A 17202-nucleotide genomic window follows, 5' to 3' on the forward strand; every position below is an offset into this window, starting at 1 on the left:
CGCCCCATTGCTCGACTTACGTTTCATCATTGGCACCTATACAGATTGCAAACCCGTCGCGTGCGGCCATCGCGGTGCGCCTTCGGGAGCGATCACACAAACCACCGATCTATATCCGCAAGAGCCAGTACCTCAATAATCGGATCGAACAGGATCACCGGCGCATCAAGCGCCGCATTGGGATCCATGCTCGGCTTCAAGTCTATGGAGAATGCCCAGATCACCCTCTGCGGCACCGAGCTGGTCCACATGATGCGAAAGCGCAGGCGAGGTTCGCCTACCATCCGAGTCCGTCAATTGCCGAGCAATTCGAAAGCTCACCGCCTGAGCAATGCTTCCAGGCGACGCTCTTCCCGTCCACATCCCGGAATTGCGAGAGAGCCCTGGAGAGACATCGCCAGTGTCTGATCAGTCAAGTATGAGCAAGATTTCGCCGCTGTCGGTCTCCAGTGCCATAGCTTGCGGCCGGAAGCCCTGTACAGGTGGCAAGTGCCAAGACGCTGGCGCACTTCGTATTTGTTGCATCCAATTTCGCCAGCGAATTTTGCGGCAGCGTGGTCATGGCCGCTCCTCCGTTGGCGCGCTGGCCTTCTCGGGCACCTGGAAAACCCAGTAGTGAGCGTTCTCCTCGGCGAGGTATCTGGCGTCGTTTAGACGCTGCACCAGCACAAGAACGCCCGCATCCTGCAGACGCTGCACCTCGCTGTCAAAGCCCGTGGCCTCCACATAGCTCGTGCGGGTGCTCGCGATGACAAATCCCTTTGGGCGCGTGACGCGAGCCAGTTCGCGCAGCCCCTGAGGTCGAACATGCCTGAGCACGAAGACGCCGCAGCAGACCGTGATGTCATAGCTCGCGCTGGCGTGGTCGGAAGGGGGGCCGTTAAGGTCAACATTGCTTCGGACATGGCGGTAGACGCGGGTTTGTCTGGCCTTTTCGGCCATCTCCTCGAAGAGGTCTATCCCGTCGATCAACTGGAAGCCTAGGCGTTTCAGCTGCAAGCCGACGAGGCCCGTTCCGCAGCCAGCGTCAAGGATTGTAATGACTGCTCGCTCCTTGGCAAAATAGGCCGTCTGGGTGGCAGCCGCCAGTTCCGCTACGACGGTCGGCCCGCAGTACCCCATTCGGCCGAGATCGAGATCATAGGTACCGGCCCCATCGCGATAGGACTTGGATAAATAACCGGCATTCGTCTCGAATGAATGGGAAGCCTTCTGTCGTGCGGTTTGGTCACGCGCCGATTGCTGATCGGGGGCTTTCATAACAGTTCTCCTTTTTGGGTAGACGAGATGCGGTATACTCTTCAGCGAGCCAACGGCCTCTAATGGATCTAGTCTCTTTTCGTTATGGTATTGCCCAGTATGACTTTCCCGCCCAAAGAAGGGCCTCTACTAGGCTCCAGGTGATCACGTCGCAAATCAGGGCATTGCTCAGGTCCATGCCGCGTCCGAGATCAAGCTCCTCGGCAAGGATCAAGGGATCGACGTGGGTGAGCTCGCCGGCCAGGCACTCGATCAGGCGTATCCGGATGTCGGCATGCGGGACGTCGTGGAGCGGACAGACATATCGGGGATCCGTCCGACCGCATCGGTCAGGAATTCTTGGTCTGACGGATGCGCGGGGTCGGCACCGTACTTGGATGGCGCGCGATAGTCCGGCACTTGCAGTCGAACGCCGAAAGCCACCTGCGCCGGTTCGACAACGCCTAGACGCTTGTCGTATCGGTCCAACTTCCGTTGGCCATAGCGGTTTTCCCCCGAGCGCCCGATGCGCAATCCTACGCCGAGTTCGTCAGCTAGCTGAATAGTCAGGTCCATATCCGCGATCTCCAGAGTGCAAAAGTGATCATAGCGGCCATCCAGGAGTAAGGGGGAACTGTCCGACTGCGACGGAACCCACAGACGTGCGCCACGCCTGCTGCGCCGGTACCCCGCGTACGCTTCGGCAGAACGCGCCGCCGCTGACGACGGCATGAGCGTAAAAGAGCGGGTTCGTCTGTAGTTTGACTGACTGGCCATTACCGATGACTCCGACATGGACGAAGACAGCTTCCAAGTTGATAACAGCATCTCGCTTCGCATATAGACCTCGTGTCGCTTGACAATTCTCCTTGATTGCGTCCGCATGGGCGACAAACGCGTCCCAGCTCTTTGCATTTCGCCAACGAGATTTGCGGCAGCTTAATCATAGCTGCTGTCCCTTGGCGCGCTGCCTTTATGGCGCAATCCGCAAAACCCAGTAGTGCGCGTACTCGTCCGCGATGTATCTGCCATCAGCTAGACATTGGGCCGGCATGACGACGCCCCCACGCTGAAGACGCCGCAGCTCGTCTTCAAAGGACGTGGCCTTCAGATACCGCCTGCTAGTGCTTGCAATAACGAATCCGTTCGGGCGCGTGACGCGAGCCAGCTCGCGTAGCCCATCCGGCCGGACTTGCCCGAGCCCGAACACGCCGCAGCAGACCGTAATGTCATAGCTCGCGGTGGGGTATTGGGACAGCGCCCCGTTAAGATCGACGTCGACTTGGATATTGCGGTAGACGCCGGTTCGCCGCGCGTTTCCGGCCATCTCTTCCGTAAGATCGAACCCGTCAATCAACTGGAAGCCAAAGCGTGAAAGTTGCACGCCAACGAGGCCTGTTCCGCAGCCTGCGTCCAGGACTGTGATGGCTCCTCGCTCGCTCGCGAGATAGGCAGTCTGCACAGCACCCGCCAGTTCCGACACGATCATCGGTGCGGAGTACCTCTCGCTCCCGACATCCAGATCGTACGAACTCGCCCATTCTCGATAGAATCGTGCCAAGCGACCGGCGTCGCCTTCGAGGTAGGAAATCTCGGCGCGTTTTCGCGCGGATTGGTCCAGTACCGTTTCTCGATCGGGACTGTTCATGACAGTTCCTCCGTGCAGGGTTGATGGCATTTGGCGCAGCCGTGGCCGAGACATTTAGTTGCCCGTTGTCATTGCAGAGCCATGGCTGTCGGACCATGTGCCCCAGATAATCACGTCTTGGTTCAGGGACTCGGTAAGACGTGGCACATACGCTTTTCGAAGTCGGAGACCACTATCGAAGATCAGCCGACGAAAAGGTCCCGGATAATAGGCTAGTTCGGGAGTAAACGGAGATATGACGTTTGCTCCCTTCGGTGAACGCACCTCCCGCCCAATCTCCCCAACGTTCTACGAGCTTCAGCCCTACCAGCTCGGCCATAGTATCGAGTTCTTGATGATAAACATAACGGGCACGATGTGGTAAACGTCTGACCGATGTACCAGAAAACCAGAGGAGGCTTGAAACCAAGTTCTGGTTCAGGGGATCGTGCACATGCGCATTGAGAATCGTGTTTTCATGATCCACAAACAACGTAGTAATTTTCTGGCCGTTCACGAAACCTTCCAGGGCCGGCACATCAAGTTCGAGCACCAAACTTCCCTGATCATCCAGCACCTCCGCGACAGATCGGAAGCAAGCCAATTGAGCTTCGCGTGTGAAGAGGACCTTGAACGTATTATAGACACAATATACCAGACGATAGCGTTGCTCCGATCTGAAATCGGCAATGTCGCCTTTCCAAGCCTTGACCATATCGGTGCGCTCTGCGAGAACTTGCAGCATGCTATCCGAATTGTCGATACCTTCGACCCTGACGCCGCGCTCACTCAGCGGTACCGCCACGCGTCCGTCGCCAATACCAAGTTCAAGAGCATTTCTTCCGCTTGAATAGCGCTCAAGAAAATTCACAGTATCGAGTACTTCAGCCGTTTTACCATGCAATCGCACAAATTCTTCATAGTTCAGAGCCCATTTCTGGTCGTAGACAAAGTCGTCATCCATCACGGATTCTCCTGTCACTCTGCTAACTTATTTTCAAGTCGGCCCATCACTGTTCTTGGCCACTATCGCAAAGAAGTAATAGCGAAAGTCGTGCCAACTCCGCTAGAAAAGTCTCAGAAAAATGTTCTACATGTTTTTTAACGACTTACATCGTGATTCGGCGGGAACCAAGTCGAGCAGCCCCGGGTCGCTCATGCGACAAACCCGACAGGAATGTCGGGTGCCCGACATCCCGAATTGCAAAAGCGAGTAAGGACCGGCGACACACGCCGTGCAGCCGCTCATCGGCGAGGTCAGCCGGGAGTTTGTGGCGCTGTATTCACCGGTCAGTCGGCCTCGATCCCGCCGGAAAAGCTGCTCAGGGTGATGCTGCTTGCGGGCGTTCTATTCGATCCGCTCGGAGCGGCTTTTGATAGAGCGGCTGCGACCTCGCAGCGAAGTTCTTGGCTGCGGTGCTGGCACAGCCCAAGGTGAAGAAGCTTCTATTCGGAACTCACTTAGCCATGTCCCATGAAGCACAGCTTGGCTCTCCTTGCCCCGTCCGTTGCGGTAGAGCCTGGCGTCGGGATCGGTGGTCGAGCCTTGCGTCTCGTTCGATCGTTTCTGGCCATGGAAGTCCGCTTCCGCATTTATGCTGCCAGTCAGCGTATCCGCAAGCGCATCAAAGAGGCGTTCGGCTGGATCAAGACCACCGCGAGAGAAGACGAACTTGGCGGGGTCGCGATCGCGTCGGATGGGCCTTCACCTTCGCTGCCGCCGAAGATCATCGGTGGGACCAGGTGACATGGCCAAGGTTCCAGCGATCGCCAAGGCCTTTGCCGGTAGCTGGAGTATCGTCGAAATGGATGTCTGCGATTTCCTCGATCTGGTCGGAGAGGCGCATCTGGGCTCAGCAAGAAATAGTCGTGCCTCAGAGCGCGGGGTATAAACGTCGCCAAGCCGTTCCCGTGGGGACGATGGGCAAGGCGATTCTCGTTAGCAGCATCATCCCGGGGCGAACTCTCTCAGCAGATTGAGACGGCCTCGCTCTACTGACCCCATCGTGCGGCGGCCTAAGGACGACTGCGAAGCGAGTGACCCGCGGGGCGACATGGTCCGGGAAAATATCAGGAGGAGCTTGACCTCAACGACCCCAACCATCGAAGCCTGCTAGGGTCAGCATCCACTGTGCTTAGCCACAATGCTCACTTCCAGACGTGGTTTGCGACACGAAGGAAATTTTCTCCCATTATCCCCCTCACGTCTCTGTCCGAGTATCCGCGCATACTCAGAGTGTCGGCGATTTGCGGAAATGCTTCTGGGTCCATGAACCCGAGATTTGGCCCATTTGGATATTGCGAACTCGGCCAATAAACCGTGTTCCATGAGAGAACCAGGTCTTTGCAGTCTGGAAAGTAATCCAGCCCAATACCAACGTGTTTGGGGCCAACCAAATCCGCTTTGTGATCAATGTGTCTGACCAAGGCTTCAACGCTGGCGTCACCCGTTCCCAAAAAGATACCTAGACCGGTTACACCGCTCACTCCGCCCTTTGCGGCGCAAGCTATTATCTGCTCATCAGAGATGTTACGTTCATGACCGTAAACTGACTTGCAATTTGAGTGAGAGAATATCACGGGCTTTTCTGATATCTGAATTGCCTCCATCGAGGAGTTGTATGAAACGTGGGAACAGTCGATCACCATTCCTATCCTGTTCATCTTCTCAACAATATTTCTGCCGAAATTGGTGAGGCCTTGGTCTTCGTCATGGCATCCGGATGCGGCTCCGTTGTTCCTATTGTATGTAAGAGTCATCTGCCGAACCCCAAGATCATAGTAGAGGCTCAACATCTCTAAGGAGCCATCGAGGGCACTCATCCCTTCAATGTCAAACACAATAGCTAGCTTGCGATCTGTCTTGGCCTGCCGGATATCCTTTTCACTTCGGACAATGATGCATTGGTGTGGGCGGGCTGCAACAGCCGCTCGGTAGACCGACAAATTCTTGATGCATTCGGACCACGGACTGACATCGGAACCGACATTGAGGGTCAACAATGTCACTCCAGAATCAATGTAGCGCTGCAGATATGTTGGCTGGACAGCGTCGTCAAATATGATTCCCGAATGACTGTCCCATATCACGCCCCCGAAGCGCCGGCCTTCACCGCTCACAAGATGCATCCCTGCATCATGGTGCAGCGCTGCTCGACAGGCACATTATTGCAAGACCTTCGAGAAACCAATCCTGATGCTTCGAGCCCGCTAGCTGAAGTCCAAAAGCCGATCAACCGCACCCGATCAGGCTTTGCAACCCCGACCAGCTCCGCCTGATATTGGGCGCTTACCGGCGTGCCCTTCACTACTCCAAACCGGGGTTCCTTATGCCAAATCCGGGGTCCGATTACGCGGTCATTGAAATACTGGAAATTGTTGCCCATTTTTAAATTCCCAGGGTTTACATGGGGCGCGACATCGCTCCACGGTCGTCTGCATTTGTACGGCGGCTTTCGGCAGGTGGGCGCCATCAGATCTCTACTCCATCCTCATATGATCATCAAGTTATGTTATGTGAAGGTCTATTTTTAAAAGTGTCATGAATGTGTATAGATTGGCACAACCGGTAACATGAATTACGTTTACAATTGTCGTGGACCATGGCCGAGGCCATGATGTTCTTCTGCTTGAGGATCGTCATGGCTTCACTTCAGGGCCTCGGGCCGCTTGTTTTCCAGCTGGCCTGAGACCCTGAACTTCCTCCAGATTTGGGTAGAGTCCGTCGATAAAAGGAGACAGACGATGCGACCCTCGCGGTTGACGGAGAGCACATATCGAGATGCTGAGTAGCAGGAGGCCGGCGCAAAGACGGTTGATGTTTGCCGCAAGCATGCGACCTTCTACTAGTTCAAGGCCAAGTTCGGGGGATGGACGTGTCCGACGCCCGTGGACCTGAAGGCTCTGGAAGACGAGAACGCCCGGCTGGAGAAGCTCCCGGTCTCTCGCAAGTGAACTGCTGTTGCAGCCGCCCCAGATCAGATCTTGCGCACACAACGGTATGCTGATCGACTGTTTCGTCAGTCACTATTTCCGAGCCTTGCACAGTCTCTCAGATCGCGGCGGCGTCGGCCGCGTCTTTCTTCTCCCACGCCGCACGTAGGCCTTGACCCTGTGGTCGGCTAACTTGATACGCTCCGCCTCAGCGCTGCGTGCAGGAACCGCTTTGATTCATTTCCAAATGCCGTTCCATTCGAATGGAAACAGAGCTTGGAATTCAGCGAAGCTTTGTCGAACTCTGCCTAGGCTCGTTTGCTAGCTCGGCAAGTGCATCATATCTCCGATCCCCGGACAACACATCTTTGAAGCTTCGGATGGTATCAGCCCCAGAGCCAATCGTAATAGGCTCCCGGTTGCTTTGTTCATCACGGGCCGGAGGCTATTTGCTCCGACCAAAGATATATTTTCTGCGATAAAGTCTCCGGCAGCGGCAGCCGAATTCCAGCGCGCTATTCCCAGTTCATCGCCGCTACCCTCATGAAATTGGCTCCGAGGATACCGCTAACGACCTCGTTCGAGTAGCCACGAGCCGACAAGGCTGCGGTGAGTTTTGGGAATTCTTCAATGTCGATGAACCCTAGGTCGGATCCACTTGGATAATGTTCCGGCGGCCAGTAATCTTTGGCCTTCTCAAACCGAGATGCCAACGCGTCCGTGATTTCTGCGAAGTCGGTTCCAATGCCCACGTGTTGCGGGCCAACCAGCTGACAAAGATAATCGATATGACGCACGAGAAGGTCGAGGTCCGACGACTTATTGTCTCCTGCTTTTGCCAGGTAGATTCGAATTCCTGTGACACCAATCACACCGCCTGTACTGGCACAGGCAATGGCTTGTTCATCCCAGATGTTCCGCGGGTGGTCATGCAGCACCCGGCTGTTTGCGTGAGTAATGACAATCGGCTTGGAAGAGGCTTCAGCCATGTCGATCGACATCTTGGCGCTACAATGAGATCCGTCCACAAGCATGCCTACACGGTTCATCTCTCTGATAACATCCCGACCAAAGGGAGTTAGCCCTGTGTTGTGGCCGTGGCAGCCACCTCCTCCCTCGTTGTCTTTATTGTAGACAAAGCTGATTTGACGCACGCCTAACCGATGGTAAACCTCAACAAGATCCGTTGTCCCGTTTAGCGCGGACACGCCCTCAATATCCATGGACACTGCAAGCTTCCCGTCTCGTTTGGCGGAGAGAACGTCTCCAACGTTGGACACGGGGATGTATTTGTCACTGTTTTCGCCGAGCCAACGCCGATAGGCGCCGATCACCGGAAATGCCTGTTGCCAAGGTAACACGTCGTAACCAACATTGGTGCTAACATATGTAAACCCAGCCTTCCGGATGCGTTCCAAAGAGCTCACGTCTAGGGGTACCTGCGGGTCAATCCCGCAATGTGCATCCCAAATGATACTGTTTTGGAATAGGTCATCTATGTTCAACCGGCTTACATCCATCGAATTCACTCCTTCCGCTAATTGGCGCCCCTTCCAAATTGGGGCCGGATCTAGCTTAAACGATTGATTTTGCGCAGGATTCGGTTGTCTATCCAACCCTGCCACCGCCTCTCGCGAGCCACACCCGCCATGACCGAAGATATGTTGCTGCCGCTCTCGTTTCCAGCCGTTGGACGCAAGAAGATCCCAGCTGCGTTTGACGGCGGGCGCTTCACCTCGGGGTGGGCGTAATGCTTTTGGCCGCAGCCGAGCGACGCCTGCAACTGGCCGACAGGCTGGCCGCCGCAATCCACGATCCGCGCGATCCAGCGCGGGTGACGCACGCCATGGCCGACATTGTGCGCGCCCGCATCTTTGCGATCGCCTGCGGCTACGAGGATGCCAAACCATCTCGACCGGCTGCGCAGCGACCCGGCCTTCAAGCTCGCTTGCGGGCGGCTGCCCCACAGCGGGCTGGACTTGTGCAAGTTTCTTGACGAGATCGAGCGCAACGTACCACCGATCTCGACATTCACGTCGTCATGGACGACCACGGCACACACGAAGCCATGATCGCCATCGGTTCGCCAAGCGCCCGCGCTGGCACGTTCACTTCACTCCGACATCGGCATCATGGATCAATCAGGTCGATTCTTCTTCGCGCTGTTGACCGAACGCGCCCTCAAACGACGCGTGTTCCACTCGGTCGCCGAGCTCGAGAAGGCTATCCACGCTAATATCAAGGCCCCCAATGTCGACCCAATACCCTTCCGATAGACCAAGTCTGCTGACGACATCGTGGCCAGCATCCAACGTTTCTACCTCCGCACTTTCGCGGCGAACGCCTAAATGAAACGACTTCAGAATCAGGACACTAGTTTGGTACTACAACAACATCCTCGGCCGCCCCGAAAAGAAGAAGATCATCTCGCGACCCTCTCGACCGGCGCAACCGCGAGCGGCGCTCGCAGATATGGAATGAAAGCGGCAGGTCCTGTACCGGAAAATCGCCGATCTATCGCTCACGTAAGAAGCGTGGGTCGGATGTCGATGAGTCCGTCACCAAAATGACCTCCCTTCTTTCCGTTCTCGAAGCGGCTGGAAGCGCGAACTCAGCGCGCCATGATGCTGTCGACGAGATGCGCGCTCGCCGTCAACTTGTCGATCGACATCACCATATCCTCGATCTCTGCCGCTCGACTTTGTTGACCCGAAGCACGCATCAGCATATGGAACTTTGCGCTTATTTCCTGATCCGACAGCGGATTTTCTGCGCTCCCACGTGCAACAGCGGGCTGCGAGACCAAGCGTTCGCCGTTTTTCAACACGATCGTAGCATCGGCCCATCGCTCGGCCGGAAAGCGGCTCGAGTACTCGGACGCCTCGACGAGCGTGATGAGGTTCGAGAGGCGGAGAAGCTCTGGATCACGTAGCGCAGCACCATCGATCTCCGCCGGGCCAACCTGCCCTCGCACTAGCAGCGCCGCGACGGGGAAAGGCAGGCTGTATTGCGCTTCCTCGGTCGTTCTCGGGCTGCGTGCAGCTAGCTTGCTCGCCTCGCGAAAGATTCTTATCGTTACGCCTTCGATCGCGCCAAGGTTGAAAGAGTGACCCCGGCGAAGGGCTGCGGCTGCCTCCATGGCCGGCTGCGCCCAGCGGCAGACGGGGTAAGCCTTGATGTATTGTTCCGAAAGTCGCCACCGGATGCCGAGGTCGCTCCACCATTCCGATACGTCCTCGCGCTCGGTGGTGATGGCCGGCGCGCCGGTGAACCCCTTTCCGGCAAGCACCGCGGCGGTTGCGCCAACCATCGCACCCCAACCGGAGCCGTCCTTCACCATGGTTGGATGTTCGATGCAGCGCATCATCTGGCTGCGAGGCCCGTTGTATTCGGCAATGCCAAGTGCGTGCCGGGTCTGGCCATGGGGCAGCCCCATGGTCCGGACGCCCACGGCTGCAACACCCAGCGCGACCCAAGCGCCTGACGTGTGGTAGTCGGCAACGGTACCGTGTAGCGCGATGCCCGAACGGATTGCGATTTCGTATCCTACTATCAGGTCGGCGAGCATGTCGGCACCCGAGCGAGGCTTGGCATTCTCTGGCATTCTGGATTCTAAGAATGCCAGTAGCCCCGCCAACACACCGCAGCCGGCATGCCCCTTTGTCAGCGGATGCCCATCATGGGCATCGAAGCTATCGATCGTCATGGCATTCGCGAGCGCAGCGCCGGCGATGCTCGCCGAGCGACCGTCGAAGAAGAGACGACTGCCTTGCTGCGGCGCGGCGAAAAGTTGGAGCGCCGTCTCGCGCATGATCCGGCTTGCGTCGAGCTTCGATCCGGCTGCGGCGACGCCGATCAGATCGAGCAAGAAGCGCTTCGCATGCCGTTTGACATCTGACGGGATGGTGTCGGGTTCAACTCCGTGAATGAATTCGACCGCGTCCATGTAAATGCTCCTCGCTCCCTTGGCAGCGTCGGAATTACGCCCTGAGCCTCGCGCCCTCGGCATCGAACGGTGGCTTTTCCAGAATGACCGCGTCGTGCGGCCGGCCGAGGATCGCGACGCTCACCTTGGCGCCTGCCTTGGCGGTCCCGGCCTTGATGTAGCAGAGCGCCAGCGACATATTGACGGAATAGCCGAAGGCACCCGAGGAGACCTGGCCGACTGGCGTGCCGTCGGGCAAGAAAATCGGCTCGCCGCCGGTGGCATCAGCATCTAGGGCATCGATCGACAGAATCGCCAGCTTGTGGCGCGGCGTCTCCGAGGCGATCTTCTGATAGGCGTCCTTATTGAGGAAGTCGCCCTTGTCCAGCTTGATCAGGCGGTCGAGGCCGCTTTCCTGCGGCCAGTATTCCGGCGAATATTCACGGCTCCAGCTACCGTAACCCTTCTCAATGCGAAGTGACATCAACGCACGCGAGCCGACCGGTCCGGCGCAGAGGTCCGCGCCGGCATTGAGCAGCGCGTTATAGACATTGACCTGGTCGGCTGCCTTGCAGTGCAGCTCCCAGCCGAGGTCGCCGGTGAAGGACACGCGCAAGGCCACGACATCTACCCCGCCGACGACCATGCGCCGGGAGCGCATGAAGGGGAAGGCGGTGTTCGACAGGTTTTCGTTGGTAAGGCGAGACAGCAGTTCACGCGAATTCGGACCGGCAACATTGAAGCCGCCCAGTTCCTCGGTGCGCGACCGGAAGGTCGTGCCTTCCGGTAACGGCACCGACTTGAAGAAACGTTGATGGAAACGCTCGGCCATACCCGAGCCGACCACCATAAATTCATCGTCCGCCAGCCTGGTGACGGTGAAGTCGCCGGCAATGCCGCCGCGCTTGCCGATCAGCGGCGTCAGGCAGGAATTGCCGACCTTGGTCGGCATGCGGTTGGCGAAAATCGCGTTCAACCAGGCTTCCGCGTCCGGACCCTTCACTTCGTATTTGGCGAAATTGGAGATGTCGATGATGCCGGCATGCTCGCGCAACATGCGGGCTTCGCGGCCGACCGGCCCCCACCAGTTCTGGCGCGTGAAACCGATCGTTTCCTCGCGCGGTTCGCCTTCGGCCGCGAACCACAACGGATGCTCCCAGCCGAAATTGAGGCCGAAGACGGCGCCCATCTCTTTCTGCATTTCATAGACGGGCCGCGTCCGCACCGGGCGGCCGGCGGCGCGCTCCTCGTTCGGAAAATGGATCTTGAAACGGTGGCTGTACTGGTCGTGCACGCGCGCCTTGGTGAAGGCCTTGCCGGCCCAGTGGCCGAAGCGCGCCATATCCCAGCCGAACATGTCGAGCGTCGGCTCGCCCTCGATCATCCACTCGGCGGCAAGCTTGCCCATGCCGCCCGATTGCGAGAAGCCCGGGATGATGCCGTTGCAGCAGAAATAGTTGCTGAGCTCCGGCACCGGGCCGAACAGCACGGCGCTGTCCGGCGACCAGATCATCGGACCGTTGATCACCTTCTTCACGCCCGCGGCCGCGATCACCGGAACGCGCTGGATGGCGCGCATCATGTTTTCCTCGATGCGGTCGAGATCGTCGGGAAACAGCTCATGGCCGAAATCCATCGGCGTGCCGTCCTCGGCCCAGAATTTCATGTTGCGCTCGTAAGCGCCGATCAGCAGCCCCAGGCCTTCCTGGCGCAGATAATATTCGCCGTCGCGGTCGGCAACCGACGGCAGGCGCCGGCCCATGGAGGCGATTTCCGGAATGGTCTCGGTAACGAAATACTGATGCTCGGTCGGGATTAAAGGCAGCTGCAGGCCGGCCATGGCGGCGACCTCCCTGCCCCACAGGCCGGCGGCGTTGACCACCCATCGCGTGCGGATGTCGCCCCTCGGCGTGCGCACGATCCAGCTGCCGTCCGGCTGCGCCTCCGTCGCCGTGACCGGCATGAAGCGATGGATCTCGGCGCCGCGCTGGCGCGCGCCAGCGGCATAGGCAGCGGTCACGCCCGACGGGTCGACATTGCCGCCCTCCGGCTCGTACATGATGCAGCGTATGCCGTCGAAATCGACCAGCGGATGCAGCCGTTCCGCCTCGTCGCGTCCGACTTCGTAAAAATTCATCTTGTAGCGTCGCGCCTTGGCTTCCTGCAGCCGCAGCTGATGCTCGCGCGCTTCGGTCTGGGCAAGATACAGCGAACCCGGCTGGAAGATGCCGCAGCCCTGGCTGGTCTCCGCCTCCAGCTCCTTGTAGAGTGCCATCGTGTAGTGCTGCAGCCGGCTGATGTTGGTGGAATCATGCAGGCCATGGATATTGGCCGCCGCGTGCCAGGTCGAACCGGAGGTCAGCTCGCTGCGCTCCAGCAGGACGACATCCGTCCAGCCGAATTTGGCAAGATGATAAAGGATCGAGCAGCCGATCAGACCGCCGCCGATGACAACGGCTTGTGCATGAGTACGCACTACGTGAGCCCCTAGATGATGACCGCATCCAACTCAGCGGACGCTCATCCAAATCAGCTTAAAGAAATCGCAAAAGTTCGGGAAGCACCGGCGCGCATAGCTTGACCCTCCCATGACCAAATAAAACAAGGTCATTGACTCCTCAAAAATCGACGATGGGGTCTATCTGGCTCGTCGGAAGCACTGCAGGCATGAAGGTTTGGGCTTCCGAGAGTATCCACTCCCGCACCCTCTTGACCACAGCGCCCTTGGATGTCTGGCCCTCGGATAAATAGTAGTTCCAGGGGCTCGCGACCTGCGTCTCGAATGGCTCGACCAGCAGTCCGCGCTCCATATAGGTACGTGCGAGAGAAAGCGTAGTGACCACGCAGCCCGCCCCGTTGGCTGCGAGTTCGAGTGCTATGTTGGTGGAATTGGTAGACAGCCGCTTGTCGTTCGCGGCGGCATCGATGCGTAGTGCTGCCGCCATGCGCTGCCACTGCTCCTGACGCCCATGGACCGAAATCCAATTGGCCTCCAGCACGTGCTGTGGCACCTTAAAGCCATCCGGCCCCTCGAGGAAATGTGGCGCGCAGAGTAGTACAAGCCGGTCTTTCCAAAGCTGCAGCGCACCCTCCGGTCGATTGTCATAGCGCCTAATCGTAATGATGAAATCTGCGACCTGCTCGGCACGCTCCTCCCAGATCGTGCCATGCAGCAGGACCTCGATTTCCGGGTTTTGCTTGCTGAAGCTGGCTATGCACCGTGCAAGCCAGTTCTCAGCAAGGCTGGTGGGGCATGAGATGACCACCGTTTTGTTGCGAACAGCAGCGAGCACTGATTCCGTTGCGAAATCGATCTGGCTAAGCCCCTGGCGCAGGGTTGGCAGAAAAGCCTCGCCGATTTCTGTCAGTTCGAGGCTGCGCGGATAGCGAAGGAAGAGTTGGCGTCCGAGATATTGCTCGAGCGCGCGCACGTGGTTGCTGATTGCGGCCTGCGTATAGCCGAGTTCGTTTGCAGCTTCGGTGAAACTCAGATGCCGTGCGGCGCATTCGAAGGATCGTATATAGTTGAGCGGCGGAGGTGGCTTCATGTTGTCCCCTTCTCGGCACACATTAGTTCCTTGCCCACATTGGCCGCAATAGGTTCCCACGCAATGACATTGTTTTTCTTGCTCATTGGCGGCGTTCTTATCGTGTGAAGAGCGCGTTCACTTTGGTCATAGTTTACTGATGCATAGCGCGAAGGAATGTTGGTGGCAGATGTTGACGCCACTGCGCGGAATTTCACGGTTAGCCATTCTGAGCCGCCCATCCTTCCTGTCAATTGGACACTGTCGGCTTCGTGTATTGGAAAGGAAAGGGAAATTCGGCAATGAACCAGGACAGGCGCAGCGGCGGACGACGGTCAAAGGTCGCGCGGGGCAGTGGGGGTGTTGCGCAATTGCCCTGGCAGAGCGTCAGGAATCCCTACCCACCGATGCAGCTCCTCGACGAGGAGCGGATGCAGAGGCTCCACGACGCCTCGATGCGCATCCTGTCGGAACTCGGCATCCGTGTCATGAGCGAGCGGGTGATGGACCTGTTCGCTACCGCCGGTGCCATCGTCGATCGCGAGGATAAGATCATCCGCGTCGACGAAAGCCTGGTGTGCGAGGCGCTGCGGGCGGTGCCGTCATCCTTCACGCTGACCAGCCGCAATCCCGAAAAACAGGTGCATCTCGGCGGCAATTCGCTGGTCTTCGGACTGGTCGCAGGTCCGCCCAATGTCCATGACCGCATCAACGGCCGCCGTCAGGGCAATCTGCCCGACTACCAGAACTTCATCCGGTTGGCACACCATTTCAACGCCATCCACATCATCGGCAACCAGGTGGTGGCGCCGATGGAGCTGCCCGCCAATGCGCGCCATCTCGACACCTATCATGCCAATCTGACGCTGAGCGATCTCTCCTTCCACTGCACCGCGATTGGCCGCGCCCGTGCGATGGACGGCATCAACATGATGGCGATCGCGCGCGGCATCTCCGTCGAGGAAATGCGCGCCTCGCCGGGTGTCACGACCATCATTTCGGTCAACTCGCCGCGCCTGTTCGACGACGCGATGGCGGAAGGCCTGATCGCCATGGCCGAGCACGGCCAGCCAGTGACGGTGACGCCCTTCACGCTGATGGGCGCGATGACGCCGGTCACGCTTGCCGCCGCCCTTTGCCAGCAGAACGCCGAAGCGCTGTTCGGCGTGGTGCTGACGCAGCTCGTCAATCCCGGCACGCCGGTGATGCCAAGGCCAACATCATCGCCGGGCAGTTGGCACGGCGCTACAATCTACCCTACCGCACCTCCAATGCGAATGCCTCCAATATAGTCGACCTGCAGGCCGCCTACGAAACCGAAATGGCGACCTGGAGCGCGGTGCTCGGCGGCGCCAATCTGATCTATCACGCGGCGGGCTGGCTGGAGGGCGGGCTGACGGCGTCCTACGAAAAGCTCGTGCTCGATGTCGAGATCTTGCAGAACATGATGGAGTTCCTGCGGCCGCTGCCATTCCAGGAGGATGACCTTGGCTTCGACGCGATCAAATCGGTGCCGGCCGGCGGCCATTTCTTCGGCGCCGAGCACACCATGTCGCGCTACACGACCGCCTTTTACCAACCGATGCTTTCCAACTGGCAAAATCACGGCGCCTGGGAGGAAGCCGGCGGCAAGGATGCGCTCGAACGGCCACCGATCTCTGGCAGCAGGCCCTGCACGATTACGAGGAGCCGGTGATGGACGTTGCGGTGCGCGAGGAGCTTGATACGTACATCGCACACCGGAAGGAAGAAATCGGATCCGGCGAGCCCTGACAGTTTCGGGATTGGGCACCGAGGTTGTCGGTGCTCTCCCGCCTTTAGATGTCCCGTCAAGTTCCGATAGCGAACAAGCACCAGATCAATGCGGTTGTGGCGGAAGCCCTAATCATGGCGTCGAGAGCGCCGCTAGAACCCTGGTCGGTGCTCCATAAATGGGGGCCGACCTCCTTTGAATCGAACAATTGAAACAACACGACATGGCTGATGATCAGATCATCCTTTCCGAGCTTTCCGACGACGAGCTTTTTGTCAGAGATTCTTTTTGGTCACTTGTGCAGGGTGATTTTGCGTCCTTTGATCTTGTGATGGGTCTCATCAGCGAACAACTCGGGAAAGAAACCGCGTTAGCTGTATGTCGGCACACGACTGCTTGGCATTGGCGCTCAGCATCCGACAGACAATGGGCCATCAACGCAAACCAGACCGGTGTTAGCAAGCCGATCGCTGAAGTCATTCGGATGATGGAGGAGCATATCTAGGATCCCCTGCCCTCCGAGATATCGCGAATGCGTCGGCCGATCCGAACGCCAGGTCGAACTACTGTTCCGCCAAGCGGTCTTTTTATCACCAATGCGCTATTATCTGCATCTCAGCTTGGCACGTGCCAAAGCGTTTGATCGAAAAGACGGAACTGCCGATAGTCGAGATCGCAATCGCCTGTGGTTTTGCATCTGCCTCGCATTTTTCAAAGTGTTTCCGTAATGCGTTTGGGACAAACCCAAGCGGTTGTCGGAACTGAACATGCTTCGATCAACGCGGAACCTCGTGACCCTAGCTCGATAAATTACTTTAGGTCCGGTGGGCAGCATTTGGCCTGACAATGCGCGGGTCGGCCGTATCGTACAGCAGCTCGGCAACGACGCGGGGGGCTTGGCCTTGATGATCCATTGAACATCAGATATGCCTCGGTCACTTTGAACGTGCATCCTCCACAACATCGCGAGCTGTTTTTATTTCTGCGGATGAGGGGCGAGGCCATTGCCCCGCGCAAGATGGCGAGTGCGGGGAACTGACACCGCAGCGAAAGGGCCCATTACATGGGATAATCGCGGGAGCGGTGCCCCTATTGTGTGCTGAAATCCGGCTAACTGTTGCGGCGAGTTCCTGCTATTCTAGGTGATGCGCGCGATATCCGGTTTACTTACACCCGACCGGGACCACTCTCGTGTTCC

General features: G+C 58.0%; 13 protein-coding genes and 7 pseudogenes. 9 read left to right on the plus strand and 11 right to left on the minus strand.

The genetic code is table 11. The features are described 5' to 3' along the window. Positions 1–77: 77 nt before the first annotated feature. Positions 78–314, plus strand: a pseudogene (locus CIT25_RS38585) (DDE-type integrase/transposase/recombinase); the annotation flags it as partial. Positions 315–558: 244 nt separating this feature from the next. Here CIT25_RS38585 and CIT25_RS29390 read toward each other — a convergent pair. The 4 genes from CIT25_RS29390 to CIT25_RS29405 form a co-directional block, all read right to left on the minus strand. Beyond that, positions 559–1260 carry a class I SAM-dependent DNA methyltransferase gene (locus tag CIT25_RS29390; protein WP_095488673.1) on the minus strand — a complete coding sequence of 234 codons (702 nt, stop codon included), beginning with the start codon at positions 1258–1260 and terminating at the stop codon, positions 559–561. 252 nt (positions 1261–1512) lie between these two features. Further along, positions 1513–1815, minus strand: a complete 303-nt coding sequence (locus CIT25_RS36550; protein ID WP_158302667.1) for a hypothetical protein — start codon at positions 1813–1815, stop codon at positions 1513–1515. Between the two features lie 397 nt (positions 1816–2212). After that, positions 2213–2887 (minus strand): class I SAM-dependent DNA methyltransferase, encoded by a 675-nt coding sequence (locus CIT25_RS29400; protein ID WP_095488675.1) that lies wholly within the window; start codon positions 2885–2887, stop codon positions 2213–2215. 172 nt (positions 2888–3059) lie between these two features. After that, the gene (locus CIT25_RS29405) at positions 3060–3830 is read right to left on the minus strand and encodes a class I SAM-dependent DNA methyltransferase (RefSeq protein WP_095488676.1); all 771 of its coding nucleotides are present in this window, start codon (positions 3828–3830) and stop codon (positions 3060–3062) included. A gap of 336 nt (positions 3831–4166) precedes the next feature. On the opposite strand from CIT25_RS29405, the pseudogene CIT25_RS29410 reads away from it, so the two are divergent. Next, positions 4167–4336: pseudogene (locus CIT25_RS29410) on the plus strand (transposase); the annotation flags it as partial. Here CIT25_RS29410 and CIT25_RS29415 read toward each other — a convergent pair. Next, positions 4331–4460 (minus strand): annotated as a pseudogene (locus CIT25_RS29415) (IS5/IS1182 family transposase); the annotation flags it as partial. The pseudogenes CIT25_RS29410 and CIT25_RS29415 overlap by 6 nt on opposite strands. Here CIT25_RS29415 and CIT25_RS29420 point away from each other — a divergent pair. Together CIT25_RS29420 and CIT25_RS36555 are read left to right on the plus strand one after the other, a co-directional pair. Then, a pseudogene (locus tag CIT25_RS29420) lies at positions 4461–4588 on the plus strand (IS5/IS1182 family transposase); the annotation flags it as partial. A gap of 26 nt (positions 4589–4614) precedes the next feature. Continuing rightward, positions 4615–4758, plus strand: coding sequence for a hypothetical protein (locus CIT25_RS36555; RefSeq protein WP_158302668.1), 144 nt, complete (start codon positions 4615–4617; stop codon positions 4756–4758). Positions 4759–5014: 256 nt separating this feature from the next. Here CIT25_RS36555 and CIT25_RS29430 read toward each other — a convergent pair whose 3' ends face one another. After that, entirely contained in the window at positions 5015–5986 is a 972-nt protein-coding gene (locus CIT25_RS29430) for a dipeptidase (RefSeq protein ID WP_158302669.1), read from the minus strand. Further along, entirely contained in the window at positions 5983–6252 is a 270-nt protein-coding gene (locus tag CIT25_RS36560; protein ID WP_158302670.1) for a hypothetical protein, read from the minus strand. The genes CIT25_RS29430 and CIT25_RS36560 overlap by 4 nt, the downstream gene beginning before the upstream one ends. A 406-nt stretch (positions 6253–6658) precedes the next feature. Here CIT25_RS36560 and CIT25_RS37795 point away from each other — a divergent pair. Then, positions 6659–6802, plus strand: a pseudogene (locus tag CIT25_RS37795) (transposase); the annotation flags it as partial. 512 nt (positions 6803–7314) lie between these two features. Here CIT25_RS37795 and CIT25_RS29435 read toward each other — a convergent pair. Beyond that, on the minus strand, positions 7315–8319 hold the full coding sequence (locus CIT25_RS29435) for a dipeptidase (protein WP_095488678.1): 1005 nt from the start codon (positions 8317–8319) through the stop codon (positions 7315–7317). 129 nt (positions 8320–8448) lie between these two features. Between CIT25_RS29435 and CIT25_RS29440 the strand changes: the two are divergent. Next, positions 8449–8784 (plus strand): annotated as a pseudogene (locus CIT25_RS29440) (transposase); the annotation flags it as partial. Between the two features lie 626 nt (positions 8785–9410). Here the strand turns inward: CIT25_RS29440 and CIT25_RS29445 are convergent. The 3 genes from CIT25_RS29445 to CIT25_RS29455 form a co-directional block, all read right to left on the minus strand. Beyond that, on the minus strand, positions 9411–10745 hold the full coding sequence (locus CIT25_RS29445) for an MmgE/PrpD family protein (RefSeq protein ID WP_158302671.1): 1335 nt from the start codon (positions 10743–10745) through the stop codon (positions 9411–9413). A 34-nt stretch (positions 10746–10779) separates the two neighbouring features. Beyond that, complete coding sequence (locus tag CIT25_RS29450; RefSeq protein ID WP_095488680.1) at positions 10780–13200, minus strand: GcvT family protein; 2421 nt, start codon at positions 13198–13200, stop codon at positions 10780–10782. A 142-nt stretch (positions 13201–13342) separates the two neighbouring features. Further along, positions 13343–14272 (minus strand): LysR substrate-binding domain-containing protein, encoded by a 930-nt coding sequence (locus tag CIT25_RS29455; protein WP_095488681.1) that lies wholly within the window; start codon positions 14270–14272, stop codon positions 13343–13345. Between the two features lie 281 nt (positions 14273–14553). Between CIT25_RS29455 and CIT25_RS29460 the strand changes: the two are divergent. The 3 genes and pseudogenes from CIT25_RS29460 to CIT25_RS36565 all read left to right on the plus strand — a co-directional run bounded on the left by CIT25_RS29460 (position 14554) and on the right by CIT25_RS36565 (position 16769). Beyond that, a pseudogene (locus tag CIT25_RS29460) lies at positions 14554–16024 on the plus strand (trimethylamine methyltransferase family protein). 203 nt (positions 16025–16227) lie between these two features. Next, positions 16228–16509 (plus strand): hypothetical protein, encoded by a 282-nt coding sequence (locus CIT25_RS29465; RefSeq protein WP_095488682.1) that lies wholly within the window; start codon positions 16228–16230, stop codon positions 16507–16509. A gap of 122 nt (positions 16510–16631) precedes the next feature. Next, positions 16632–16769, plus strand: a complete 138-nt coding sequence (locus CIT25_RS36565) for a helix-turn-helix domain-containing protein (RefSeq protein ID WP_245330033.1) — start codon at positions 16632–16634, stop codon at positions 16767–16769. Positions 16770–17202 lie beyond the last annotated feature (433 nt).

The sequence above is a fragment of the Mesorhizobium mediterraneum genome (genome assembly GCF_002284565.1).
GTDB lineage: Bacteria > Pseudomonadota > Alphaproteobacteria > Rhizobiales > Rhizobiaceae > Mesorhizobium > Mesorhizobium mediterraneum.